General features: G+C 43.1%; 19 protein-coding genes. 10 read left to right on the top strand and 9 right to left on the bottom strand.

Going from position 1 to position 25,420, the window contains the following annotated elements; all coding sequences use genetic code 11:
* Positions 1-35: 35 nt before the first annotated feature.
* A complete protein-coding gene (gene clpS / locus AC3CID_RS10325) occupies positions 36-356 on the bottom strand; it encodes an ATP-dependent Clp protease adapter ClpS (RefSeq protein ID WP_488526513.1) in 321 nt (106 codons plus the stop codon).
* A gap of 586 nt (positions 357-942) precedes the next feature.
* Here clpS and cspD point away from each other — a divergent pair.
* Entirely contained in the window at positions 943-1,164 is a 222-nt protein-coding gene (gene cspD, locus AC3CID_RS10330; protein WP_004736548.1) for a cold shock domain-containing protein CspD, read from the top strand.
* Positions 1,165-1,500: 336 nt separating this feature from the next.
* On the opposite strand, the gene AC3CID_RS10335 is transcribed toward cspD, so the two are convergent.
* A complete protein-coding gene (locus tag AC3CID_RS10335) occupies positions 1,501-3,726 on the bottom strand; it encodes an NADP-dependent isocitrate dehydrogenase (protein ID WP_065605485.1) in 2,226 nt (741 codons plus the stop codon).
* 321 nt (positions 3,727-4,047) lie between these two features.
* On the opposite strand from AC3CID_RS10335, the gene AC3CID_RS10340 reads away from it, so the two are divergent.
* The gene (locus tag AC3CID_RS10340; RefSeq protein WP_102552830.1) at positions 4,048-4,776 is read left to right on the top strand and encodes a pseudouridine synthase; all 729 of its coding nucleotides are present in this window, start codon (positions 4,048-4,050) and stop codon (positions 4,774-4,776) included.
* Positions 4,777-4,913: 137 nt separating this feature from the next.
* Here AC3CID_RS10340 and AC3CID_RS10345 read toward each other — a convergent pair whose 3' ends face one another.
* Positions 4,914-5,945, bottom strand: a complete 1,032-nt coding sequence (locus AC3CID_RS10345; protein ID WP_171327798.1) for a porin — start codon at positions 5,943-5,945, stop codon at positions 4,914-4,916.
* Between the two features lie 516 nt (positions 5,946-6,461).
* Here AC3CID_RS10345 and dinG point away from each other — a divergent pair.
* From dinG to AC3CID_RS10370, 5 genes are all read left to right on the top strand, one after another.
* Positions 6,462-8,537, top strand: a complete 2,076-nt coding sequence (gene dinG / locus AC3CID_RS10350; protein ID WP_488526514.1) for an ATP-dependent DNA helicase DinG — start codon at positions 6,462-6,464, stop codon at positions 8,535-8,537.
* Between the two features lie 127 nt (positions 8,538-8,664).
* Complete coding sequence (locus tag AC3CID_RS10355; protein WP_004736543.1) at positions 8,665-9,444, top strand: sulfite exporter TauE/SafE family protein; 780 nt, start codon at positions 8,665-8,667, stop codon at positions 9,442-9,444.
* Positions 9,445-9,466: 22 nt separating this feature from the next.
* Positions 9,467-10,015, top strand: coding sequence for a primosomal replication protein (locus AC3CID_RS10360; RefSeq protein ID WP_428784947.1), 549 nt, complete (start codon positions 9,467-9,469; stop codon positions 10,013-10,015).
* Positions 10,005-10,175, top strand: a complete 171-nt coding sequence (gene rsmS / locus AC3CID_RS10365; RefSeq protein WP_004736541.1) for a pleiotropic regulatory protein RsmS — start codon at positions 10,005-10,007, stop codon at positions 10,173-10,175. Before AC3CID_RS10360 ends, rsmS begins: the two co-directional genes overlap by 11 nt.
* A 43-nt stretch (positions 10,176-10,218) precedes the next feature.
* A complete protein-coding gene (locus AC3CID_RS10370; RefSeq protein ID WP_076648125.1) occupies positions 10,219-11,352 on the top strand; it encodes a ribosomal protein uL16 3-hydroxylase in 1,134 nt (377 codons plus the stop codon).
* Between the two features lie 166 nt (positions 11,353-11,518).
* Here AC3CID_RS10370 and AC3CID_RS10375 read toward each other — a convergent pair whose 3' ends face one another.
* The gene (locus AC3CID_RS10375; protein ID WP_017078152.1) at positions 11,519-13,636 is read right to left on the bottom strand and encodes a methyl-accepting chemotaxis protein; all 2,118 of its coding nucleotides are present in this window, start codon (positions 13,634-13,636) and stop codon (positions 11,519-11,521) included.
* Positions 13,637-14,135: 499 nt separating this feature from the next.
* On the opposite strand from AC3CID_RS10375, the gene emrD reads away from it, so the two are divergent.
* The 3 genes from emrD (at position 14,136) to xthA (ending at position 19,024) form a co-directional block, all read left to right on the top strand.
* On the top strand, positions 14,136-15,341 hold the full coding sequence (gene emrD, locus AC3CID_RS10380) for a multidrug efflux MFS transporter EmrD (RefSeq protein ID WP_488526515.1): 1,206 nt from the start codon (positions 14,136-14,138) through the stop codon (positions 15,339-15,341).
* A 615-nt stretch (positions 15,342-15,956) separates the two neighbouring features.
* Positions 15,957-18,047, top strand: coding sequence for a S9 family peptidase (locus AC3CID_RS10385; RefSeq protein WP_488527291.1), 2,091 nt, complete (start codon positions 15,957-15,959; stop codon positions 18,045-18,047).
* Between the two features lie 170 nt (positions 18,048-18,217).
* Entirely contained in the window at positions 18,218-19,024 is an 807-nt protein-coding gene (gene xthA, locus AC3CID_RS10390) for an exodeoxyribonuclease III (RefSeq protein WP_171310789.1), read from the top strand.
* Positions 19,025-19,159: 135 nt separating this feature from the next.
* Here xthA and AC3CID_RS10395 read toward each other — a convergent pair whose 3' ends face one another.
* The 5 genes from AC3CID_RS10395 to AC3CID_RS10415 all read right to left on the bottom strand — a co-directional run bounded on the left by AC3CID_RS10395 (position 19,160) and on the right by AC3CID_RS10415 (position 25,352).
* Positions 19,160-21,916, bottom strand: a complete 2,757-nt coding sequence (locus tag AC3CID_RS10395; protein ID WP_488526516.1) for an ImpA family metalloprotease — start codon at positions 21,914-21,916, stop codon at positions 19,160-19,162.
* A 225-nt stretch (positions 21,917-22,141) separates the two neighbouring features.
* Positions 22,142-22,819, bottom strand: coding sequence for an ABC transporter permease (locus tag AC3CID_RS10400; RefSeq protein ID WP_488526517.1), 678 nt, complete (start codon positions 22,817-22,819; stop codon positions 22,142-22,144).
* Positions 22,820-22,821: 2 nt separating this feature from the next.
* Entirely contained in the window at positions 22,822-23,562 is a 741-nt protein-coding gene (locus AC3CID_RS10405) for an ABC transporter permease (protein WP_171314136.1), read from the bottom strand.
* Between the two features lie 79 nt (positions 23,563-23,641).
* Positions 23,642-24,412, bottom strand: a complete 771-nt coding sequence (locus AC3CID_RS10410) for an ABC transporter substrate-binding protein (RefSeq protein WP_017078148.1) — start codon at positions 24,410-24,412, stop codon at positions 23,642-23,644.
* Positions 24,413-24,581: 169 nt separating this feature from the next.
* Positions 24,582-25,352: an ABC transporter ATP-binding protein gene (locus AC3CID_RS10415; RefSeq protein ID WP_017076713.1), complete on the bottom strand. Its 771-nt coding sequence runs from the start codon at positions 25,350-25,352 to the stop codon at positions 24,582-24,584.
* Positions 25,353-25,420 lie beyond the last annotated feature (68 nt).

Here is a 25,420-nt window from a genome sequence, read left to right on the forward strand (position 1 = left end):
ACCTCCTAAGGGAACAACAGTGTTGTTCGAGCAATTTATACTTGCTCCATTGTACATAGTAGCGGATGCTCATTTTCCTTTGAGTACATCTTTACTTGCGCTACCTTTGTTTCCGCTATTTCAGCACTGTATGTGCCGCATATAGCTTTACCTTCATAATGAACCTTGAGCATCACTTCCGTTGCTTGTTCGATATCTAGTGAGAAGAATCGCTCTAGGATCTCGATTACAAAGCCCATAGGCGTGTAGTCATCGTTATTCAATACAACGTTATACATCGCCGGTGGCTTTACTTTTGTCTCTTCTTTCTCCAGTAAATCTGAGCCTGGAGATGCCCATTCAAAGTTTCTGCTCATATCGCTTTGCTAAGAGTTATTTTTCGGAAGTCGTGAGTGTTACGTCATTCAAATTTACCACATTCACGCATTACGGTGTACTAAGAAACTGCACCGAGAAACAGTACCAAAAAATATTCCTCTATACTGAGCCTAATCCACCATTTCCATCGCTGCAAATAAAAGATCTCTATTAACAGGATTAACATATGTGATTGATTAAAAAGACACCATAACTATTGATACTAACGATAAGATTACCGCTAAGTTACTATTTAGTTAATAGTTTGCAGTTAATCTCGAATGTGATTTGTTATTAAAATTGATCACTTTTATACCAATTTACTATTGACTGCGCTCAATCATTAGCTACATTGGAGCTAAAAGGTTTTTCTGATACAACTTTATAACAAGATTCAAAATCGAGTAATACGCGTTAAGAATGAACAATAAGGAATAATTACGCAGGGTAGCGTTAATTTCCGTAAGCAATGTATGAGATTCAAGCTATCAGCTGAAATTCTTTAGTTGGTAGGAATGATATCAATCGCACTTACAACAATTGATATAACAACGTTAGTAATAAAATGCATGAGGGATGTATAGCATGGCTACAGGTACAGTAAAATGGTTTAACAATGCCAAAGGGTTTGGCTTTATTTGTCCAGAAGGTGAAGACGGCGATATTTTCGCGCATTACTCCACAATACAGATGGAAGGTTATCGAACCTTAAAGGCAGGTCAGCAGGTCGACTATGAAGTAGAAAGTGGACCTAAAGGCTCGCACGCTAGCTCTGTTGTTCCTGTAGAAGGCAGCGCCGCTAAATAGGCGATGGCCAAATCATGTTGACCTCCATCAGTCCTAATTAACGGCTGACAGGTAAGCAGAATATTGAAACCGCTCATTTGATACCCCTAATACAGGATTAAATGAGCGGTTTTTCGATCTAGAAGCTATAACGTTGCTCACAATACGATTCGCTCGAGGATGTTGCCCCCAAAAAAGTTCAAGGTCTAGGTGTAGCAAAGCATTATGAATACAAAAAGACGCTTTAACGTTATCGTTAAAGCGTCTTTCGTTTTGTCCTGGTCTACGATTTAACTGTCAGACCAAACAACTCGTTAGTAAATCATGACCATAATTTGCTAACGGTGAGTCTAATCACTATGCGTCAATGAATGCGTTCAGTGTTGAGCTTGGACGCATTAGTGATGAAACCAATGCATCATCAAGTAGGTAATAACCACCTAAATCACCGGCTGGACCTTGAGCGTTGTTTAGCTCAGCAACGATAGCTTCTTCACTTTCAGCCAATTGACTTGCCACACCTGCAAACTCAGCAGCAAGGTCAGCGTCAACCGTTTGCTCAGCAAGCGCTTTAGCCCAGTATGCTGCTAGGTAGTAATGGCTACCACGGTTATCAAGCTCACCTACTCGACGTGAAGGAGATTTGTTTTTATCTAGGAACTCGCCCGTCGCTTTATCAAGCGCGTCAGCTAGAACTTGTGCCTTAGCATTGCCAGTGACTACGCTTAGGTGCTCTAGAGATGCCGCTAATGCCAAGAATTCACCTAAAGAATCCCAACGCAGGTGGTTTTCTTTCTCTACTTGTTGCACGTGCTTAGGAGCAGAACCGCCAGCACCTGTTTCAAACAGACCGCCACCGTTCATTAGTGGAACAATCGATAGCATTTTAGCTGACGTACCAAGCTCTAGAATTGGGAATAAATCCGTTAGGTAGTCACGTAATACGTTACCTGTAACAGAAATAGTATCTAGACCTTCTTTGATACGAACCAATGAATATTGAGTTGCTTCAAGTGGAGCAAGGATCTTAATTTCAAGACCATTAGTATCGTATTCAGGAAGGTAAGCTTCTACTTTCTCAATAAGCTGAGCGTCATGTGCGCGAGACGCGTCTAGCCAAAATACCGCAGGAACACCCGATGCTCGAGCACGAGTAACCGCTAGTTTAACCCAATCTTGAATTGGTGCATCTTTAACCTGACACATACGGAAGATATCACCTTCCTCTACGTCTTGCTCAAGAAGCACTGAACCTGAAGCGTCTACAACTTGAACCTGACCAGCAGCTTCAAGGATGAAAGTCTTATCATGAGAACCGTACTCTTCCGCTTTTTGAGCCATTAGACCAACGTTTGGTACACTGCCCATCGTTGTAGGGTCGAAAGCACCGTTCTCTTTACAGAAATCAATAACCGCTTGGTAGATGCTCGCGTAGCTACGATCTGGAATCATTGCTTTCGTGTCTTTTTGCTTACCTTCTGGATCCCACATTTGACCTGAAGAACGTAACATTGCAGGCATAGATGCATCAACAATGATATCACTTGGAACGTGTAGGTTAGTAATACCGCGGTCTGAGTCAACCATCGCTAGTGGAGGCTGAGTTTCGTATACTGCTTGTAGGTCAGCTTCGATTGCCTGTTTCTGATCTTGAGGAAGTGCAGCGATTTTTGCGTATACATCGCCGATGCCGTTATTTACATCAACACCTAACTCGTTGAACAGTTGACCGTGCTTAGCGAATACATCTTTGTAGTAAACCTTAACCGCATGACCAAAAATCACTGGGTCAGACACTTTCATCATCGTCGCTTTCATGTGAAGAGAAAGCAGTACGCCTTGCTCTTTAGCCGATGCGATTTCTTTCTCAAAGAACGCAACCAAAGCAGCTTTGTTCATCACTGACGCATCAATGATCTCTTTATCTTGTAGTGCAAAAGCTGGCTTCAGTGTTTTCTTCGCGCCATCTTTGCCAACAAATTCGATGCTCACTTCTGTGGCACCTTCAATCGTTACTGACTTTTCACTACCGAAGAAGTCTTTGTCATCCATACTTGAAACGTGCGACTTAGAATCTGCAGACCATGCACCCATTGAGTGTGGGTTCTTCTTCGCATAGTTCTTAACAGAAAGTGGTGCTCGGCGATCCGAGTTACCTTCACGTAGCACAGGGTTTACTGCACTACCTTTAATTTTATCGTAAGTCGCTTTAACGGCTTTCTCTTCGTCAGTGTTTGCTTCTTCTGGGTAATTAGGAAGTGCGTAACCTTTTGACTGTAGCTCTTTGATCGTTGCTTGAAGCTGAGGTACAGATGCCGAGATGTTTGGAAGCTTGATAATGTTCGCTTCTGGTGTCTTAGCCAATTCACCTAGTTCTGCTAATGCATCACCAATACGTTGCTCTTCGTTCAAATAGTCAGGGAAGTTGGCAATAATGCGCCCTGCAAGTGAAATGTCGCGAGTATCAACGTTAATACCAGAAGAAGCTGTAAAAGATTGAATGATTGGCAGTAGAGAGTAAGTTGCTAGCGCCGGAGCTTCATCTGTAATGGTATAGATGATCGTTGGTTTTTCAGTAGGCATGAAATTTCCCTATAGTTCTTACAAGCTCATTTAAAGTAGTGAGCATGTTATAAATTGACCAGTAAGCCACTCAAAGAATGAAAACTGCTTACTCGATAGTCGTACTCTATCTTATTTTTCATGCAATCTTGATGACAGCATGAACCAAATCCGTGAGTGCGTTGTTATAATAAAACACGAAGGTATAATTAAACAAATCAGGCTTAAGAGTCCATCAACTTGTTCTATTTTGTGTCTTTTAGGCGCGCAAATGATAGCTCAATTCCGTTTCAGTGAAAACTTTTCAGCACACTTCGTTTACATTTTTGCAAGGTAGTTAACATGTCTACTCGCTCACACAGCGTATCTCGTTCAGACAAACCAGCTCGTGCTGGTGCAACATTAAAACAAAGCGGTAATAGACAAAACCGAAGCAGTGATAAAAATAACACGGGTAATTCGCATAAAAAGTCGCACTCGAGTAAGCACCGATATAAAAGCAAACCTACCAACGTGAAACCTAAGGTGGCAATCGAAGATCGCAAAGTCATTTTGTTCAACAAGCCTTTCGATACTCTCAGCCAGTTCACTGATGGCGAAGGCAGGAAAACACTCGCCGACTTTATTCCGGTTAAAGATGTTTACGCAGCGGGTCGACTTGATCGCGACAGTGAAGGGTTAATGGTCTTGACCAATGATGGCATCTTCCAAGCTAAGTTAACTCAACCAAACTCAAAATCACCAAAGACTTACTGGGTGCAGGTCGAAGGCGCACCTTCTGAGGAAGATTTAGATAAATTGAGAAAAGGCGTGGAGCTAAAAGACGGTATGACACTGCCTGCTCAGGTTGAGGTGATGTCTGAACCTGTTGTGTGGGAAAGAACCCCTCCAGTGCGTTTCAGAGCCGCAATACCGACAACATGGTTAGCGATTACTATCATTGAAGGGCGTAACCGTCAGGTGAGACGAATGACAGCAAATATCGGCTTCCCTACCCTGCGACTTATTCGCTATTCAATGGGCAACATGAACGTGGGTCAGCTTCAACCGGGTGAGTGGAAAGAGATTTAAAGTGATACTTCGATAAGTAGAGAAATGGTCGCTATATAAGCGGCCATTTTTATATTCGTTAATAATTTTCAGGCACAAAAAAGCCAGTCCTAAGACTGGCTTTTATCAACATTTAACAATTACTAATTAAGTAACTATTAGAAGCTGTAGAATGCAGCAGCGAAGATGAAAGTTTCTTCGTCTTTAGAAACACCTGAAGTAGTGTCTTTACCCGCATCAAGTTGCTGAGCGATATCGATACCCATGTCTACGCGGTCATTAAGCGTGTACATTGCTGCAACGTTAATTGTAGAAGTATCATTGTCAAACTTAGCATCTTCAGTAGTTGAGTTAGCATTGTAACCAGCAGCAAGAGTTAGTTGCTCTGTTACTGGGTAGCCAGCAGATAAGTAGTAACCAGTAGTTTCTAGGTTAGTAGTGTTTTTACCAACTAGATCTGACTTGTCACCGTCGTTGATCCAGAAGTTAACACCCAAGTCTAGCTCACCAATCTTAGAGTTACCAGATACAGAGTAAACTTGGTAATCAGCGTCATCACGAGTCTCGTAACCGCCGTATACGTTTGCGATTTCGCTTTCGTAACCAACGTAACCATTCACACCTTTATCGTTTTTAGGTGATGAGTGGCTTTCGTTTGTTTCAAAGTAAGAAACACCGTAAGCGAAACCCGAAGTCGCGCCTTGGAACTTAACTACGTTAAATGCGTCAGATGCATCGCCAGCAGAAGAACCGAACTCGTAAGTCATGTCGCCAGCGCCATCAACTTTATCAAGAGCAGTGTCATTTTCCCAACCGAAAGATGCAACACCAACACCAGTGTCAAAACCTAACCATGCTTTATCAACGTCAGTACCGAATTCGTTTTTAACATCGAAGCCGTTGTCGTTTTCATCAGTTGTCCAGTTAAGTTCGAAATCAGTTTCGAAGTAACCAACGATACGGTTGTTTTTGTAGCTAACAGCTAGAGTAAGAGCTGTTGCCCAGTCATCGTACATAGCGTTAGTTTTAGTATCGTAGTAACCACCCACACCGATTGCGCCAGAAACAGAGAACTGCTCTTTGTGCATTGGGTCAAATTCGAATGTTGGTTTTGCGTTGCCTAGTTCTACGTTCGCGAAAGCTGAAGTTGAAGCTGCTGCGATTGTTAGCGCTAAAAGAGTCTTTTTCATAATAAATCCACTGCCTTTTCTAAGAATGGGAGATCCTTGCCCGGTTCCCTTTTTTTATTTTTTGCGACTGGTCATTACCACTCTTTGTTGGTTAATCACCGTCACTAAATTTCGAGGTCTAGATTGCAAAAGATTATCCTGCGTGTCAAATAAACTAAAAACACATCTAAAAAAAACACAAACCAATAAAAACCAATGACTTACATTTTTTTTCATTGTTTTACGAGTAACTTATCCTTAGTTTTATCAGGAAATATAATAATATAAAAAAGGAACATAACAGAATTTAAATCTATAAAATCCAATAAAAAAACATCAAATCAGAACTTAACACCTACAAGTCAGTCTTTTTTAATATATACATTTCACAACATAAATAAAATCGTTAAGTTCCTGATGGTTCAGTTTTTTTTTGTGAACAAGATCTACCTTTGATTCAAAAGCAGGCTATTTCGCCGCAAATGTACCGACCAGTGATATGTGCTACTATCCTCGCTCCGTTATGTAGGTCACAGTATGCTAACTACTAAAATTCAAAAATCCATTCGCACCAGTTATCAAAACCTCCAAGACCAGTTGGACAACTTTGTACCTCGACGTGCTCAAAATTACCTAGTTGCAGAAATAGCTAAGACACTTTGTGGTCAATACCACAAAAGTAATCGCATGATTGTTGCTGAGGCGGGAACAGGAATCGGGAAATCACTCGCCTATCTCATGGCAACGATTCCTGTCGCTGTGCTAAACAATCGAAAAATCGTCATTTCAACAGCGACGGTTGCGCTTCAAGAACAGCTCGTAAATAAAGATCTCCCTCTATATAGAAGACTTACTGATAGAGAGTTCTCTTTTATACTCGCCAAAGGTAGACAGCGTTATTGTTGTACCGAGAAGTTAGCCGCCGCTTGTGGGGTTGATGGTGGACAAATGGCCATGTTCGAGTCCAAACCAAAAAAGAAAGACATCGAACAACTCCAAACCATGTACCGCAGCCTAACCCAAGGTAAATGGGATGGCGACCGTGATTCGTGGCCAAAACCTATCGACAACATGATTTGGCAGATGATCGTCAGTGATAAGCACAGCTGTAACAACAGTATGCCTACGCACAGAGACTGCCCTTTCCAAAAAGCGCGCTCAGAGCTAGATAAAGCAGACGTGATTATCGCCAATCACAGTTTAGTGATGGCTGATGCTGACCTTGGTGGCGGCGTGATACTGCCTGAGCCAGAAAATAGCATCTATATATTCGATGAAGCTCACCATTTACCGCATGTAGCCAGAGATCACTCCTCTGCAGCTGCGAGCTTAAAAGGCGCGGCATCGTGGTTAGAGCGTTTGAATCAATCCATCACTAAGCTTTCAGGCCTCGCCGACGAGAAACGTGTACATCGATTTAGAAATGAACTGCAAAACTCAGTGCAACAGCTAATCCCTACCCTGACTCAAATGAGCAAACAGTTTGATGCAAGCCACTTTGAAGACGGCTTGTATCGCTTCGAGCATGGCGACTTACCTGATTGGCTAGAGAATGAATCTAAAGATCTCAAGCAACTCACACAAAAGGCGAGCCAAGCCGTTGCGAAGATTGCAGACCTGATTGCAGAACGTGTTAAAGACGGAGAGCTTTCAGCAAAACTGGCGGAGCCTGCGCTTGCAGAAATTGGCTTCTATATACAAAGAACAGAGAACCTTGCCCAAGTTTGGCGTTTAATGGCTGAACCTAAACGCGAAAAAGGTGCGCCTTTAGCGCGTTGGCTTGAACTGAATAAAGAAAGTGAAGGCGATTTCGTTGTGAATGTTTCGCCACTAGAGGTTGGTTGGCAACTGGACCAACAGATCTGGAGTCGTTGTGTTGGTGCAGTACTCGTCTCTGCGACAATGAGAGCACTCAACTCCTTCAACTTTTTCTGCCATCAAGCTGGTATCAGTCAAAAAGCCGAAGACGGTGTACAATTTCTTGCTTTGGCATCGCCGTTTGATTATCAGAACCAAGCTGAGCTGGTTGTTCCTGCAATGAAGTACGAACCACAAGCACCTCAGTTTACTGAATATCTTATTGAAATATTGCCTAAGGTAATAGAAGACAACAAAGCCAATCTCGTTTTATTCTCTTCTTACTGGCAAATGAATAAAGTTGCAGAAGCTTTGGCAACAGATTTCGTTAAAAAGTCGTGGGCATTGCAGGTTCAAGGTGATACTTCACGAACCGAAATCCTAAAAAAACATAAAAAGCTGATAGACCAAGGTAAAACCAGCGTCCTTTTTGGAACGGGTAGCTTTTCTGAAGGTCTTGATCTACCGGGTGAGCTACTTGAAAACCTCGTGATTACCAAGATTCCTTTTGGTGTTCCTACCTCTCCTGTAGAGCGAGCACATTCAGAATATATTGAATCACGCGGCGGTAATCCTTTTATGCAGATTACTGTTCCAGAAGCGAGTAAAAAGCTTATTCAATCTGTGGGTAGATTGCTGCGTAAAGAACGAGATTCTGGTAGAGTCACGATCCTTGATAGACGCATAGTCACGAAGCGATACGGGAAATCCCTACTCGATTCGCTACCGCCTTTTAAAAGAACAATAAAATACTAATTTTACTGCCCTCAAGGTAGTTATGGGCCTGTCATCGCTAGGCCCTGCATTCACAACCCAACATGACTAATCCATTGATTATTCATGTGGCTGCCCTAACAGCCGATAACGAGAACACTAGCTATTTATGGAAATGATTGAGCCAACCATGTTGGTCATACTTGCCTTGGTTGCATTTGCAGCAGGCTTTATCGATGCTGTCGCCGGTGGCGGAGGGATGTTAACGGTCCCAGCTTTGCTATCGCTTGGTTTACCGCCACATATTGCACTCGGAACTAATAAGCTGGCCGCAACGTTTGCCTCATCAACTGCCGCTTTTACTTACTATCGTAAGAAACTGTTCAAACCTGAATGTTGGACCAATGCATTCATATCGACATTAATAGGTGCAACAATCGGCACCCTGACTGTTGATGCCATCAGTACAGAATGGTTAGAGAAGGTATTGCCATTAGTTATTCTTGCCGCTGCTGTCTATACCATTTTTCATAAGACTCCGGATGTGAGCCATAATGTGTCTCCTAAACCGTGCCCGGTACTTAAAAGAAAACAAAAGTACCAAGGATTCATTCTTGGTTTTTATGATGGTGTTGCAGGCCCAGGTACTGGCGCGTTTTGGACGGTGAGTTCTATGGCGCTTTATCGCTTAAATATCTTACTGGCTTCTGGTTTGTCTAAAGCGATGAACTTCACTAGCAACTTCACCTCTTTGGTGACCTTTGCGATTCTCGGTCATATTGATTGGGTTCTAGGTTTAACCATGGGGCTTTGTTTGATGGCCGGTGCATTTGTTGGAGCACATTCTGCTATTCGCTTTGGTGCTACATTTATACGACCTGTCTTTGTGACTGTTGTGAGTGTCCTTGCGATTAAACTGGCTTACGAAGCGTGGTTTGTAAACTTATAGCCACCAGCCAATGGGAAGCGAAATGAACCATTTTTCAAATCTTAAAAGTGTACTGGATACCTTAATTGGGCACAGTTCTCAGGTCGACAAAGCCCGTGGTGCTTATCATCAAGCCTTGTTTGACCGAATCTTATTTAAGTGCAGCTCTTCTATTTTAATGCCCTACGCACTTGAAACTCAAGCAACGTACAACACCATTATTCGTGAACAAAATACAAATCAACTGACCGCATCTCGGGCCAACTACCTGACGGAAAAGCTGACTAACCAGATAGCAGCAATCCAAAGGGAGCTCGCTAACCATGATTTACGCTTAGACCGAAAAAGTAAGTCAGGCAAAAATCTCAACGACCTATACAACGAACTCGCTCAGCACCAAGATTGGCAAAAGCGACTGGTCGATTTAGTACGAGTACGAAAGTTAGCGTTTGATTCTGCGCCTCGCCACAGTAAGAAAAAAGCGGACGAGGCTTGGCAATTAGCAAAAGAACGATTAGAACGCTGTGAAGACTCAATGAAAAATATTGAGAGACTGATTAACTTAGAGAACCCTAAGCGGAATGAACACTGATAACACATCATCACCACTGGATAATGCGCCAGAAGAAGTTAAGTTAGCTGTCGACCTGATCTATCTGCTCGAAAGCAACGAAATCGACCCAAAAGTGGCGTTAGAAGCAATTAAGATTGTCCAACAAGATTTACAAGCCAAACTAGCATCTAGCATCTAGCATCTAGCATCTAGCATCTAGCATAAAAACATACAGGATTCACATGTACCAACTTAGCTTTTCTATGCCCGAATTTCTTGAAAACTACTGGCATAAAAAACCAACCATCTTAAAAGGTGGCTTCCAAAACTTCGTCGACCCAATTTCGCCGGAAGAACTTGCTGGTTTATCGATGGAAGAAGAAGTGGATTCTCGCTTTGTCTCTAACCTCGACAACCAATGGACTGCAGAACATGGTCCATTCTCAGAAGAGAAATTTGGCGAGCTAACTGAAACACATTGGCAATTGATCGTTCAAGCAGCGAATCACTGGCACCAAGGTGCAAATCAGCTGACAGAAGCGTTCCAAGCTTTACCAAACTGGTTATTCGACGACCTAATGATCTGCTACTCAGCACCAGAAGGTGGCGTTGGCCCCCATATTGATCAATACGACGTATTCATCATTCAAGGTCAAGGTAAACGCCAGTGGAAAGTCGGCGCAAAAGATGTGGGCCAATACAAAGAGACAGTCCAAGCTTCTGCACTTCGTCAAATCGAAGGTTTTGAACCGATCATTGATGAAACCTTAGAGCCGGGCGATATCCTTTATATCCCACCGGGTTTCCCGCATGAAGGCAACACGTTAGAGCCATCAATGAGCTATTCTATAGGCTACCGCTCTCCTAAAGAGCAAGAGCTAATCAGCAACTTCGCCGATTTTGTGCTTGCTCATGATATGGGTGACGTACACCTGCACGATCCAGAATTCAAAACGCAAGAAGGCTACGGCAAAATTCGTTCATCGGATTTAAGCAATCTAACTGATATGTTGAAATCTGCATTAGAGCAACCTGAAACCATCAGCGAATTCATGGGATGTTTGCTAAGCCAATCACGCCACCAGCTTGATATCGTCGCTCCTGAGCCATTATGGACAGAAGAAGAGATCGCTCAGCACTTAGAGTCAGAAGGCGAGATCTGTCGAGTATCGGGCTTAAAAGCGCTCTACCATGAGAATGAAAGCAACACGGCTTACATCAATGGTGAAGTGGTCAAGGTTGAAGAAGCGGATTCATCGCTACTAAACGTACTGTGTGATGACTCGGTGATTAACTCAGCAACCACTTTGACTCCTTCAGGTGTAACTGTCGTGACTGAATTGGTAAATAAAGGTTACTGGTTTATCGAAGACTAACTTGGTTAATTGGTTTCGATGAATATCACCGAGCCCTAGAACCTAATAGCCTAATAGCCTTAGAAAAACAGAAAAGGGACAAATGAAATCTTCATTTGTCCCTTTTTCGATTCAACCGTTAGCTAAACTTAAATAGCCAAACCGTGAACTACTAGACCTTCAACTACTAGACCTTGAATTGATTCACCAATTTCTGTTGCTGTTGAGATAGTTGCTCGATTTCGCTGCCCACTTGCTCAGAAGCTGCAGCTTGTTCCAAAATTTTCGCACTTAAGTCGCGAATGTTAACCACACTTTGATTCACTTCACCGGAAACCGATTGCTGCTCTTCTGCTGCTCTCACGATCTGGCTATTCATATCGCTGATCTCTTCAATTGAAGTGAAAATCGAACCAAGATCTTCAACTGCATTTTGAACATGTAACGCAGTATCGTTGGCTAAGATATTACCTTCTTGTATCGCTTCAACAACATCTTGAGTTCCAGCATGAACCTTGTCGATCACCGCTCTGATTTCACCAACCGATGATTGTGTACGACTTGCTAAGTTTCTTACCTCATCAGCTACAACAGCAAAACCTCGCCCTTGCTCACCCGCCCTCGCCGCTTCAATCGCCGCATTCAATGCTAGTAAGTTGGTTTGCTCTGAGATCCCTTCAATAACACTTAAGATTTCGGTGATGTTACCGTTATTTTTAGCTAACTCTTCAACAATAGGAACAGCGCTCGACATACGCTCCACCAGCTTTCTCATTTCTCCAGCTGAGAGCTCGATGACTTGTTGCCCTTGTCGAGCAGAACGGTTCGCTTCACAAGCAGCATCAACTGCAACTTCTGCATTTTGTACCACTAAGCCAGCAGTCTGAGTCATCTCTTCTGCGGCTGTTGCCACTAGATCGACTTCTTTAAATTGAGATTCACTGCTTTCACGTGTACTTGATGCTGATGCCTTAGCTTGGCTTGTCGTGCTCGCCACTTGCTCAGTGGTTTGAATCACTTCTTTAATCGTGTGCTGAAGCTTGTCTAAGAACAGGTTAAACCCTTGTGATAACTGACCAATTTCGTCTTGAGATTTCACTTCCAAGCGCTGAGTCAAATCACCTTCACCAGAAGCGATATCATTGAGCCTTTCGACTACCTGTCGGATAGGCTTAACAATAGACAATGAAGAAAACGCGATAATAGCTAAACCAAAAAGAATAAAGATGACGCCTGCAATCACTTCCGTTTGGATGCCTTCGCTTACTTTAGTACTAATGATTGAATCCAATCGGTTAGCATCGGCAACCACGCTCTCACGCGGGATCTCAAACAACACGCCCCAAGTTTGGTTCGCCGCGGTAACAGGAGCAAATGCGAGTAACCACTCACCATTCTCACTCCATTGAGTCGTGACTTCGCCACCGAAGATAAAGTCGGTCATTAAATCACTGTTGGTATTGTCACTTTGAAAGACCGAGCCGACTGCAATACTAGAGTCATCTGAAGCAATAACCGAACCGTCTAGGCTGACAACATAAACGGCACCAGCGCCATCAAATAAGCTTTGATCTGATTGCGTGACCACACTGGTCAAGCCATCTAGCCTTAGGTCAATACCCAAGAAGCCAATAGCAACATCATCAACTAAGATAGGTACTGAAATTGAAGAGGTAAGTAATGCAGTACCACCGCTGTTCACGACTCGTGGAGTACTAATACACGTTTGCCCTGAAGACAAAGGACAATAAAAGCGTTCGCTATTACTATCATCGCTCAAGATAGGTTCTGACAGAACGTTCGCTAGAACATTTTCGCCGTTATCCGCCACCTTCCAATAAGGAGCAAAACGACCTTTTTCATTAGATCCAACATAGTCCGCATCGACATAATTCGCATCTTCACCATCAAGTAAATCAGGTTGGAAAACTAAATATGCACCTTGAATAGAATCAAAGTTCAAAACTGAGCGACGAACCATTTCATCTAACGCAGTACGAAGCTCTTCACTTGGGGTAAAGTTTTCATCCGCATTGTTCTTTAGAAACTGAGCACTGGCTGCTAACATTTCTGCGCGGTAAACCGCTTCGTCTACATAACGTTGGGTTTCTTGAGCATTAAGCTGAGAAACAGACGCCAGCAACTGCTGAGTTTTATTGATAACTGATTCTGAGCTTTGAGATTTGATGACTTGTTGGTTACTGGTCGCGTTATAGATTGAAAAACCAATAAGAGACAGTGAAGTAATGATTAGACAGCAGCCTGCAAGCAGGGTGATTTTCCACTGTACCGATAGTGAGCGCATTTAATATCCTTATTTAAGCCAAAAGACTTCCATAACCGTAACTACCACATTGAGATGAATTGAAGAGCACAATGTAAGTAAGTTTGACGAATAGCTTAGCGGATAATTACAGCACAAATTGCTTACATATAAAACGAAAGTTTACATAAATGTTAATAGGGCGTGTCTTTTGCCTTTTTTCTGTGATTTCAACTAAATGTATTCACGCAATCATGGGCCATGTAACTGTTGAACTAACACTTTAGGCATAACCATAGCATCGATACTTCTAGGAAAAACATTCCCCCTTTTGATCGTTGAAAATACAACTATTTCAGATTAGTTTTAATAATCCAAACTATAGATTTTTATCTTGATCAACTTCACACTTTTTGATTGCTAACTCGGCACTCAACCTCTAATATCTCGCGCCTAGATTCCCAGAACACTTTATTCATTTGGCTCTCCTCAAAGGAGCGCTAAGGCTTTTTACGTCTTTAATTTTTGGAGAGAAACGCAAATGTCTGCCTCGTTTCCATTAGCGAAACTTACCTTTTTAATCGCTATTCTGACTGCCGTAGGTCAAATGACTCAAACGATGTACGTGCCTTCTATCGGTCATATGTCGGGTGAGTTCTTAGTTTCGGCATCTTCACTGCAAGCAGTGATGGCGTGTTACTTGATCCCTTATGGTCTGTCGCAATTTATTTACGGCCCACTTTCTGATCGCCTAGGTCGTAAACCGATCATCGTGATTGGTTTGATTATCTACATCATCGGTACTTTGGTCGCATTATTCGCTCATGAATATGAATGGTTCTTAGCGGGTAGCTTTATCCAAGGTTTGGGTATCGGTTGTGGCGGTGCGATGTCTCGTACATTGACTCGCGACTGTTTTGAAGGCGCAGAACTACACCGTGCAAACAGCTTGATTAGCATGTGTGTGATTTTCTCACCATTGATGGCTCCTGTATTGGGCGGTTACCTAACAGAAGCTTTCGGCTGGCGTTCTAGCTACTTATTCCTTGCACTGTTTGGTATTGCTGTTGTGATCACCATGATGACGAGCATGATGGAAACACTGCCGAAAGAACGACGCAAGCATGAATCAGTTGCCAACAGCTACAAATTCGTTCTGTCTGACAAACGTTTCCAAGGTTTCTTATTGGTATTAGTCGCAACCTTTGCTGGCGTAGCGGTATTCGAAGCAGCGGCAGGCGTGCTGCTTGGCGGCGTACTTGGCTTACCAGCAACCACAGTAAGCTTGTTGTTTGTCTTACCCATTCCAGGTTACTTAGTCGGTGCAGGCCTATCTAGTTACATCGCACAACGTCGCAGTGAGCGCCGCGTACTGAATGTTGGTCTGGTTGCTATCTTGGTAGGCTCAACAGTGGTATTGATACCGGGTCTATTCGGTCAAACAACAGCATTAACTTTGATTGGCGGTGCAACGATTTACTTCTTAGGCGCTGGTATCTTATTTCCAGCAGCAACAACGGGAGCGCTTTCGCCATTCCCATTCCACGCAGGTACAGGGGGCGCGATCCTCGGTGGTATGCAGAACCTAGGTGCTGGCATCGCAACACTATTGGCATCGTTCTTCCCTGCTCAAGACCAACTGCCACTCGGTTGCTTGATGATTGCAATGTCATTCATCGCCATGCTTGGTTTACGTTGGGTTAATCGTAAACCTGACCATTCAAATGAAATGCCATTGGCTATCTAAAGTAAAACTCGAACCCTGCCCAAACAACGAAGAGGGACATACTGAAAAGTGTGTCCTTTTTTGTTTCGCATTTATTCCTTCCACTCTTGCGTATCAGCAATTTCATTTAACATTACTTTGATTTTTTGAAAACAATAACAGACACTTACGCTGAAAGTGCCTATCCAGAATCCAATTATAAATAACATCACTGGAAGAACACCAACGTACATAGGGCGTGTTGATCTTTCGAGCTGATTTTTGCAGCGAATTGCTGGGTATTTCTACAAGGCAGAGGCTTTGATGTGTAGCTAGCCTACATGAGAAGCCGATAACGCAGTAGAAATGACCAGCAAACGCTGCCCGAAGGGTTCGGCTAAAAGCGTTTTACTCTTTGTTGAGAGAGATTTGCTTAGAATAACTAGGCTACTTCTCCCTCGCCGCGATTAAAACGCTTTTATCTCGAACAAAATTTAACCACGAAGGGTCAACACGCCCTACACTCTCGCAACAAAGGATGCTGTCATTAAAACGAGTAAGGTGCACACTAAGGATATACAGATGCGTTTCGCTTTAACCACATTAGCCGTATCAATAGCGCTTGTCGCCGGATGCAGCAATCAAGGAATAACAACCATGAACCACTACTCTCCATCGCAACTTGTCGCCCAGCAAACACAAGCTCCTATTGCTAAGAAAGTCCCTCATGCAATGACGATTCATGATGACACTAGAATCGATGATTATTACTGGATGCGCGATGACGAACGCCAAGACCCAGAGATCTTGAAACACCTTGAGCAAGAGAATCAGTACGCAGATACGGTGCTTAAACATACAGAAGCGTCACAAAAACAATTATTTGAAGAGATCAAAGGGCGAATCGCAAAAGACGACAATTCAGTACCGGTTCGCAAAGGCAGCTACTTCTATTCGAATGAAGTCACAGGTGACAACGAATACCCAGTTCACTTACGTGCAAAAGACTTTGCAGGCGCAGACAAGCAAATCATTTTAGACGTTAACGCACTGGCAAAAGAACATGAATTCTTCAGTGTTGGTGGCTTGACGATCAGTCCAAACGAAAACTTGTTGGCCTATGGCGAAGATACGCTTAGCCGCCGAATCTACACCATCAAGATTAAAAACCTCACGACAGGTGAATATCTGAAAGATGAAATTGAAGGTGCCTCGAGTGCAATTGCATGGCAAAACGACAACCAAGCCTTCTACTACATCAAGAAAGATCCACAAACATTGCTGGGTTACCAAGTTTTACGACATGTATTGGGCACACCTCAGACAAGCGATGAGCTAATCTACGAAGAAACCGACAGCGCTTACTACACCTCTTTGAGTAAAAGCAAAGACGGTGAACAGGTCTACATTTGGCACTCGAGCACTGAAACCAGTGGTGTTTCGATGATTGATGCCAACAACCCAAACGCGAAAGCAGAAGCTTTCTACCCACGAGAGACTGGCATCGAGTACAGCATCGCTAAGCTAGATGATTGGTATTACATCGACACTAACTACCAAGCCGTCAACTTCCGTTTAATGAAAGTAAACACGGCTGACATGCATGACCGTTCAAAATGGGTCGACGTCATCCCAGCAGACGACGGCACTCAACTTGTAGATTTCGAACTGTTTGATGACCATCTTGTTTACGAACAACGTGCGAATGGCTTGTCTACAGTGAAAGTTCGCCAACTATCAACAGGTAACGAGTTCCCACTTGAATTTAACGACACCGCATTTGCCGCTTACCTAACGAGTAACTATGAATTAGATAACTCAAAAGTTCGTGTCTATTACAGCAGCTTAACCACGCCAGGTACTTACTATGATTTCGATCTAAGTACAGGTGAACCTGAGCTAATGAAGCAGACACCCGTATTAGGTGATTTCGAAGCGGATAACTACCAATCAGAGCGAATCATGGTAACGGCTCGCGATGGTAAGCAAGTTCCTGTCTCTTTGGTTTATCGTAAAGATTTATTCAAGAAAGACGGCACTAACCCTATCTATCAATACGGCTATGGCTCTTACGGCCACACAATCGAACCAACCTTTGGATCGGCTCGCCTCAGCTTACTTGATCGCGGATTCGTTTATGCTATCGCACATATTCGTGGTTCAGAAATGCTTGGTCGCCCTTGGTATGAAGATGGCAAGAAACTGACCAAACAAAACACGTTCAACGACTTTATTGATGTAACCAAAGGGCTTGTTGAAGAAGGTTACGGCTCAAAAGATAAAGTGTTCGCCGTTGGTGGGTCTGCTGGCGGTCTATTGACGGGCGCAATCATCAACCAAGCACCAGAACTGTACCGTGGTATTGGTGCACATGTTCCGTTTGTAGACGTGGTGACGACAATGCTTGATGAATCGATTCCTCTCACCACAAACGAGTATGACGAATGGGGCAACCCCAACGATAAAACCTACTACGATTACATGTTAGGTTACTCACCATATGACAATGTGAAAGTTCAAAGCTACCCGAATATGTTAGTAACAACAGGCTTGCATGACTCACAAGTACAGTACTTTGAACCAATGAAGTGGGTGGCGAAACTGCGTGAAATGAAAACAGACAATAATGTATTGTTGTTCAAAACCGATATGGAAGCTGGTCACGGCGGGGCTTCTGGTCGATTTAAACGACTCAAAGAAGACGCACTTGAATACGCCTTCTTTTTAGACTTGCTAAAAACTCAGTAGGCTCAACGTAACTGTAGGTATTCACACCATTTAACGTCGCCATTTTGTCTTTATAAAGTGGCGACAGAAATTATTAAGCATGGTTAAATACGATGAACCATGAAATCAACCAAATCAAAAAATCTTTGAAAGCTGGTAGTGACAAAGATTTCTGAGAGGTATAAAAACAAATGAAAGTAATTAGCTTTAATATCAACGGCCTTAGAGCCCGCCTTCATCAACTGCAAGCGATTATCGACAAACACCAACCCGACGTGATTGGTCTGCAAGAGATAAAAGTGCACGATGAAGCCTTCCCATTAGCCGATGTTGAAGCAATGGGTTACAAGGTTTACTTCCATGGCCAAAAAGCGCACTACGGTGTAGCAATGCTGTGTAAGCAAGAACCTATCTCTGTGCAGAAGGGTTTTCCTACTGACAATGAAGACCATCAAAAGCGCATGATCATGGCGACGTTTGAAGACGAAAACGGTGAAAAAGTTACCGTGCTTAATGGCTACTTCCCTCAAGGGGATAACATTAAGCATGAAACCAAATACCCGTATAAGCGTGAGTTCTACAAAGACTTAATGACGTACCTGAACGATTACCACAACAAAGATGAACAAGTGATCGTAATGGGCGACATTAATATCAGCCCTACCAATATTGATATCGGTATTGGTGAACCTAATGCGAAACGTTGGTTGAAAACAGGGAAGTGTTCTTTCCAACCAGAAGAGCGCGAATGGTTGAAAACACTGATGGATTGGGGTTTTGTGGACAGCTTCCGTTTACTACACCCTGAAGTGAACGATCAATACTCGTGGTTTGATTACCGCTCAAAAGGCTTCGTGGACAACCGCGGCCTACGCATTGATGTGGTACTTGCGACTCAGAAGCTTGCTGATAAGTGTACTGAAGCGGGCATCGACTACGAGCTACGCGGCATTGAAAAACCATCAGACCACGCTCCGATTTGGTCGACGTTTAAATAGTCATTTTTAGGTAGCAAAACTTAGCCAGATCAAGTAGCAAGCAAATAGTACTCACAACGCTGATCAGAAGCTATAACGAAAGAGAGGAGATAATATCTCCTCTCTTTTTTATATCACTTTTATATATCGTATGGTCTAGTTAAGCGGCCAAATGGTCGTGCCGTCAACGTCTAACGGCGTCTTAGCAAACTCATCTAAACAATATCCTTGATTAGACGATGCAAAATATGTCAAAGGCATGTTACTTAGACTAAGAGCTGTGACTTGTTGCTTCGCTTTGTCACTGAAACTGAATCCCCACATATCTAAGTATTGCGTCATATTCCGTTCTGCAACGTAACTCAATGCGATAAGCAACCAGTCATTGTTTGTAATATCTACCGCTTCTTGTCTCGTATAATCTGAAAAACCAATCGAGCCTTTTCGATCGTTCCAAAGTTCATCACCGCCTTTCAAGCGATTAAACTCTCTCTCAATCAAGTGCAAGCGCCCTAATAAATGCCAACCCGAATTCAATACACCCTGCTGCTCTGCAAGCATCATCATTTGAATGTAGATACGAGCTCCCCAACTCCAACCAGTTTGATTTTGAGCCGCCATAAAAGCACTTGGATCAGGTAGAGTCCGGCTCTGCTGTAAAAGCTGATACTGCCCTTTAAAATCTAAGCCTTGGCAAGAAGATACCTTTCCGGTGTCTTTGTAGTATTTTGATTTACTAAAATACGAATAGTAGTTGGTTGTTGAATGACCATCCCATCCAGAAAATCTGAAACGACCTCTCTCTAAGCCATGCCCTAACTCATGAAGATCACCATGCCCTAACGGGTGAAAAGACCAGTAAGCATCGTAAGGGTTTCCTGAACAGCCGTAACCACAGTTCGCTTGATCGGCATTCATGTGCTTCACGATATCAATATTCGCAATTTCCCAGCCCTTTGCCTCACCGTATTGATGAACTTCAGTAATTTCATCAATCCCAGGACCTCTAAAACCTGCAAGCGCATGAGGAAAGTTATGTACATAACGCTCAGTGGCGAGTGCCATATCATGCGGCTGCGCCCAATCTGAGGCACCGATAGACTCTTTCATCTTGTCTAGTTTAGAATGGACTTCGAACCCAGGTGTAACCAACTCGGCCCAATCAAACTTTCCTTCTTCCAGCTGCGCGACAAAACTGTCGTTGTCGGCTTCACTTCGCCAAACAGGGTGTTGAGCAACATTTTCAAAACGTAGCTCAACATTAATATCATTGGTATCAAAATGAACCTGTAATGTTCCGCCATAGGCAGAAGTCAGAGAAATCGTCTCTCCTGTTTTCACTGGATAGGTTACTGACGTCAAAAACTTCGGCCTAGCATAGCCGTCATCGCCCGAAAATTCGTGAGTCGCGCCACTACGTAGGGTATTAAATGCTATCGATGTCGCTACCTCATTGTTGTCCAAACGAGTCACTTTGATTGTCTTACCCGGCAAAGCATAGACACCAGCCGCACGAAAGTTTCTCTTAGACTCTAAGGAAATAAGCTTGGTGACCAACGGTACATTATCAAAACTCTTAGAACTGAAATTACCTAAGCTTGGTTGCGCTGCATTATACAAACGGCTGTTGTATGTGGCGTAATCACTATAGTAAGAACGAAGAAACTCGATTCTCTCAGTTACGCCTTTACCCATCGGGTATTGAACATCTTGGCGATAACGATCAGCGAGTAACAGCAACAACTTTTCATATTCGTAATCATCGGTTGCAAACAGATCAATTTTTTTACTATCAAGAGTCGTTAGGTGTGAACGAATACTATTCGCCGCAATATAGAATTCTTCATCCATATTGGAATCATCAGGGCAAGATTTGTCATCACACGAATTCAGATCGACGGTGAAACTGTTGTCTTTCAGACGCTGTAAAAGCGCTTGTTGTTGAACAATATTATCCGGCATTCGATCTATCAGCTGTGTAGAATCCCAGTTCGATAAACCGAGCTTACGCCAATAGTTGTCGCCAACGTAAGTCATGTGCATTTCTGAAAATAGCGCGTTACCTAAGTCCGTCATACCGCCATCAAGATGTAGGTATAACACTGGTATATTTTTATTGAACGCCAAGCGTAACCCCGTAATCACATCTTCAATGTCATCACCATCATTCAGCTTTTGGGACAAAACCAGTAAATCAGGGTTATTGCTTTCAACGCATTGACTCAACTTATCGCCATCACAAGCATTGTCGGCATTAATAACCATTGAAGGATTGATATTACTAGTCAACCAATCTCGTGTTGCTTGGTCGTCAGGAAAATAATGAGATTGATCGAGCTGAGCTAATACGACATTTTGTGGCGAATCATTATCAGAAGCCCACTTAACCAAGTTTTCTAACCAAATATCCATATCTTCGTTAACAGAATCTGGAAAGCGCTGCTTAGTTCGAAACGGGTTACTTGCCAATGCTGCATAGCGACTGTTATCTGACGTATAACCCGCAATACCAATGGCAAGCTCTTGGTCGGAATACCCATCTTGCATCGCTTTATTGGTTTGTAAGATGACATCGTTAAAGCCATAAGTTGGTAAGATAATTGCCGTATCGTGTGTTGGATCCCAATGAAGATTGCGTAAAGGCTCTCCTTCAGAATTTTGGGATAATGCTTGCTTAATATGATTGAAGTTCGAGTTGTATTGAGCAACTAATGCTCGGCTGGCATCAATGAACTCTTTGGAATCCTTAACATAAGAAGCATCACCTGTGGCCAACGCCTTTTGAACAGCAGTTTGTGGAACCGGAGTGATAACAGGATCCCCACTTCCACCGTCACTACCACCTCCACATCCTAAAAGTGATAACGCAATAACACAAAGAGCCAAATTGGATAGTAAGTTACTATTTTTCATCATCATTCCATACAACAAAAAAATTTTTCTGAGTTTATCTATCGCCAAACCTAAAGCAATCAATCTCATGAATACGTTAGTTTAATTTGAAGCAAGGTAACTATTTCGTTGGGACGTAACTTCTCGAAAGCTCGTAGAATTCAAAATCACACGACTTGTTTAATGCTATAAAAAACGGCGCTATAGAAGCGCCGTTTTTTTAACTATGATTTGTACAAAGTGCAATTAGCTAAGTGGTCTTAAGTAAGCTAGGTAACGTTTCTCTGCGAATTTGAAAATCGCAATAATGATAAACGTTAACCCCATGTAGAACAGGCCTGCCGTTAGAAACGATTCAAATGGTGCGTAGTAACGTGAGTTAACCAAACGTGCTGCGCCCGTCAGATCCATAATCGTTACGATACCTGCTACCGCCGAGCCATGAAGCATAAAGATAACTTCATTACTGTACGCCGGTAATGCTCGACGTAAAGCGCTTGGCAGAATGATACGGCGGTATGTCTTGGGTGTGCTCATACCATAAGCTTTTGCTGCTTCAACCTCACCTTTCGGTAAGCCGTTGATAGCGCCACGAATGATTTCAGCGGTATAAGCCGACGTGTTCAGAATAAACGCGACCAATGCACAGAACCATGCGTTTTCCCATAGGGTGTCTTTTACAGGGAAGAACTGATCCATTCCGTAGTAAATCAGGTACAACTGCACCAATAATGGCGTACCACGGAAGAAATAGATGAACGACCAAGCTGGAGCGTTAATCAGCATATTTGGGCTGTTACGAGCAATAGCTAATGGTATTGCTACACATAAGCCAATGATCAAAGCGACGCAAACCATCCAAGCCGTTGTCCATAAACCACTAAGGTAAATCGGCAGGCTTTCAATTATCAATGAAAAGTCCATAACTACCTCGCGTGGATACTGAATTTACGTTCAACCAACTTAAGCAAGCCCGTCGAAACACTGGTGAAGAATAGGAAAATAAGAGCCACTGTCATATAAAAGGTAAATGGCATTTTGGTTGAACCAGCAGCCAATGCACTAACACGTACCATGTCCTCTAGGCCGATAATCGAAACCAACGCGGTGGTCTTAAGTAGAACCAACCAGTTGTTACCAAAACCCGGCAGTGCGTGACGAATCATTTGAGGTAACAGAACACGGCGGAACGCTAAGACGGGTCCCATGCCGTAGGCCTTTGCCGCTTCCATCTCACCGCTGTCGACAGCCATGATTGCACCACGGAAAGTTTCAGCCATGTAAGCACCAAAGATAAAGCCAATGGTTAAGACACCAGCAATGAATGGGCTGACATCGATATAATCAGGTAAGTAAGCGGTCCATTCATGGTTAGGATCACTTGATGTGAACCACTCATTGAGCCACTCATTGATGGAATACAAACTGTTGTTTAAAAGGATTTGTCCACCAAAGAAAATCAGCATCATCAAGACGAGATCGGGGATGCCTCGAATGACAGTTGTGTAGAGGGTTGCAATTGCACGAGCCCAGCGATAAGGCGCAAGTTTTGCTAAGGCACCTAGCATACCAAGAACCATAGCTAAAATTAGCGACAGCAAGGCAACTTCGATTGTAAGCACCGCCCCTTTCAGGATCGAAGCTTCATATCCTTGTAAATCAAACATAATGAATTCCAACAGAACTGCGAAAAAGTTGGTAAGACAGGGAGAGGAGAACCTCTCCCTTAAGAATTGACGCTAGATATTACTGACCGTATACGTCGTAGTTGAAGTATTTAGCTGCGATATCTTGGTAGATGCCTTTTTCACGTAGTGAAAGGATTGCCGCATCTAATTGCTTAGTCAGATCTTTGTCTTGCTTACGTAGAGCAATACCAAAACCATCGCCGAACCATTTAGGATCTGTTAGTGATGGGCCAACAAACTCGTAGTCTTCACCACCCGCTTTGTTTAGTACGCCTTCTTCTAGAGCCGATGCATCACCCAGTACAGCAGCAACACGACCGTTAGCTAGATCAAGGTAAGCTTCATCGAATGAACCGTAACGAACGATCTCTACTGTGTCGCCGTAGTTGTCTGTTAGGTACTTATCGTGAGTTGTTGCACGTTGAACGGCAATTTTTTGACCACTTAGATCATCAAAGTTAAGGCCTGCACCTTTTTTAGCGATGAACTTGTTTGGGATAAGTGCGTATTTGCCAGTGAAATCGATCTTTTTCTTACGCTCTTCCGTGATAGACATTGCCGCGATGATCGCATCATATTTACGAGCAAGTAGAGAAGGAATAATGCCATCCCAATCTTGTGCAACGATCTTACACTGCACCTGCATTTCGGTACAAAGCGCGTTAGCCATGTCAACATCGAAGCCTTTTAGTGAACCATCAGCTTCCGTCCAGCTAAATGGAGGGTAAGCACCTTCAATACCGAAACGTACTGTTTTCCATTCTTTTGCTTGAGCTACGCCCGTTGCAGCAGTTGCAGCAAGTGCCGCGACTAATAACCACTTTTTCATATCCCTACTCCTGTGATTTAGGTTTTTATGTTTTGCTAATTTTAATATTGTGTTTGTTGTTACTTATTAACTTACTTGTTGTGTTTTATTGTTCATACCGTCGCCATTTTCCTTAGCGGCGGTATTTCAATTCTGATTCGCGCTAACGATTTATCTCTAAGTAAACCGATTAATAAATCGAAGAGATAAACTGTTTCAATCGCTCAGATTCAGGTTCCGTAAACAGTTTAGCTGGATCACCCTGCTCTTCCACTAGACCTTGATGCAAGAACATCACGTGGTTTGATACGTCACGAGCAAAAGCCATCTCATGTGTTACCACAAGCATGGTTCTTCCTTCTTCTGCTAGATCACGCATTACACCAAGAACTTCACCGACTAACTCTGGGTCAAGCGCCGATGTTGGCTCATCAAATAACATAACTTCCGGATCGACCGCTAACGCTCTTGCTATAGCTGCACGTTGTTGTTGTCCACCAGATAAGTGTCCTGGGTAGTAATCTTTGCGCTCGTACAGGCCTACTTTCTTCAGCAGTAACTCTGCATTTTCAATCGCTTGTGCTTTGGGCACACCTAATACGTGAACTGGTGCTTCGATAACATTTTCGAGAACGGTCAGATGAGACCATAAATTGAATCCCTGAAAAACCATTGCCAGACGAGAACGGATTCGCTGTACTTGTTTTTCATTGGTAGGAACAGAAACACCTTGGCGGTTGTTTTTCATTTGAATTAATTCACCATTAACCCAAATCTCGCCAGCAGTTGGGGTTTCTAAAAGGTTGATACATCTAAGGAAAGTACTTTTACCTGACCCTGAAGACCCGATAATCGATACTACATCGCCTTTGTGCGCAGAAAGTGAAATTCCCTTTAAAACTTCATTTTGACCAAACGTTTTGTGTAGATCCTTTATGTCCAGCGCTGGTACATCTTTCATGCGCTTTCTCTCCCAAGTTTGTGAAAATGCAAGGTACTCCGACCTTTTCATGCGATACAAACTAGCAC

This window comes from Vibrio sp. QJM3NY_21, assembly GCF_057785975.1.

Excerpts from the sequence above, each read along its gene's own strand:
- clpS (WP_488526513.1), bottom strand. The coding sequence starts at position 356 with ATGAGCAGAAACTTTGAATGGGCATCTCCAGGCTCAGATTTACTGGAG.
- cspD (WP_004736548.1), top strand. The coding sequence starts at position 943 with ATGGCTACAGGTACAGTAAAATGGTTTAACAATGCCAAAGGGTTTGGC.
- AC3CID_RS10335 (WP_065605485.1), bottom strand. The coding sequence starts at position 3,726 with ATGCCTACTGAAAAACCAACGATCATCTATACCATTACAGATGAAGCT.
- AC3CID_RS10340 (WP_102552830.1), top strand. The coding sequence starts at position 4,048 with ATGTCTACTCGCTCACACAGCGTATCTCGTTCAGACAAACCAGCTCGT.
- AC3CID_RS10345 (WP_171327798.1), bottom strand. The coding sequence starts at position 5,945 with ATGAAAAAGACTCTTTTAGCGCTAACAATCGCAGCAGCTTCAACTTCA.
- dinG (WP_488526514.1), top strand. The coding sequence starts at position 6,462 with ATGCTAACTACTAAAATTCAAAAATCCATTCGCACCAGTTATCAAAAC.
- AC3CID_RS10355 (WP_004736543.1), top strand. The coding sequence starts at position 8,665 with ATGGAAATGATTGAGCCAACCATGTTGGTCATACTTGCCTTGGTTGCA.
- AC3CID_RS10360 (WP_428784947.1), top strand. The coding sequence starts at position 9,467 with ATGAACCATTTTTCAAATCTTAAAAGTGTACTGGATACCTTAATTGGG.
- rsmS (WP_004736541.1), top strand. The coding sequence starts at position 10,005 with ATGAACACTGATAACACATCATCACCACTGGATAATGCGCCAGAAGAA.
- AC3CID_RS10370 (WP_076648125.1), top strand. The coding sequence starts at position 10,219 with ATGTACCAACTTAGCTTTTCTATGCCCGAATTTCTTGAAAACTACTGG.
- AC3CID_RS10375 (WP_017078152.1), bottom strand. The coding sequence starts at position 13,636 with ATGCGCTCACTATCGGTACAGTGGAAAATCACCCTGCTTGCAGGCTGC.
- emrD (WP_488526515.1), top strand. The coding sequence starts at position 14,136 with ATGTCTGCCTCGTTTCCATTAGCGAAACTTACCTTTTTAATCGCTATT.
- AC3CID_RS10385 (WP_488527291.1), top strand. The coding sequence starts at position 15,957 with ATGAACCACTACTCTCCATCGCAACTTGTCGCCCAGCAAACACAAGCT.
- xthA (WP_171310789.1), top strand. The coding sequence starts at position 18,218 with ATGAAAGTAATTAGCTTTAATATCAACGGCCTTAGAGCCCGCCTTCAT.
- AC3CID_RS10395 (WP_488526516.1), bottom strand. The coding sequence starts at position 21,916 with ATGAAAAATAGTAACTTACTATCCAATTTGGCTCTTTGTGTTATTGCG.
- AC3CID_RS10400 (WP_488526517.1), bottom strand. The coding sequence starts at position 22,819 with ATGGACTTTTCATTGATAATTGAAAGCCTGCCGATTTACCTTAGTGGT.
- AC3CID_RS10405 (WP_171314136.1), bottom strand. The coding sequence starts at position 23,562 with ATGTTTGATTTACAAGGATATGAAGCTTCGATCCTGAAAGGGGCGGTG.
- AC3CID_RS10410 (WP_017078148.1), bottom strand. The coding sequence starts at position 24,412 with ATGAAAAAGTGGTTATTAGTCGCGGCACTTGCTGCAACTGCTGCAACG.
- AC3CID_RS10415 (WP_017076713.1), bottom strand. The coding sequence starts at position 25,352 with ATGAAAGATGTACCAGCGCTGGACATAAAGGATCTACACAAAACGTTT.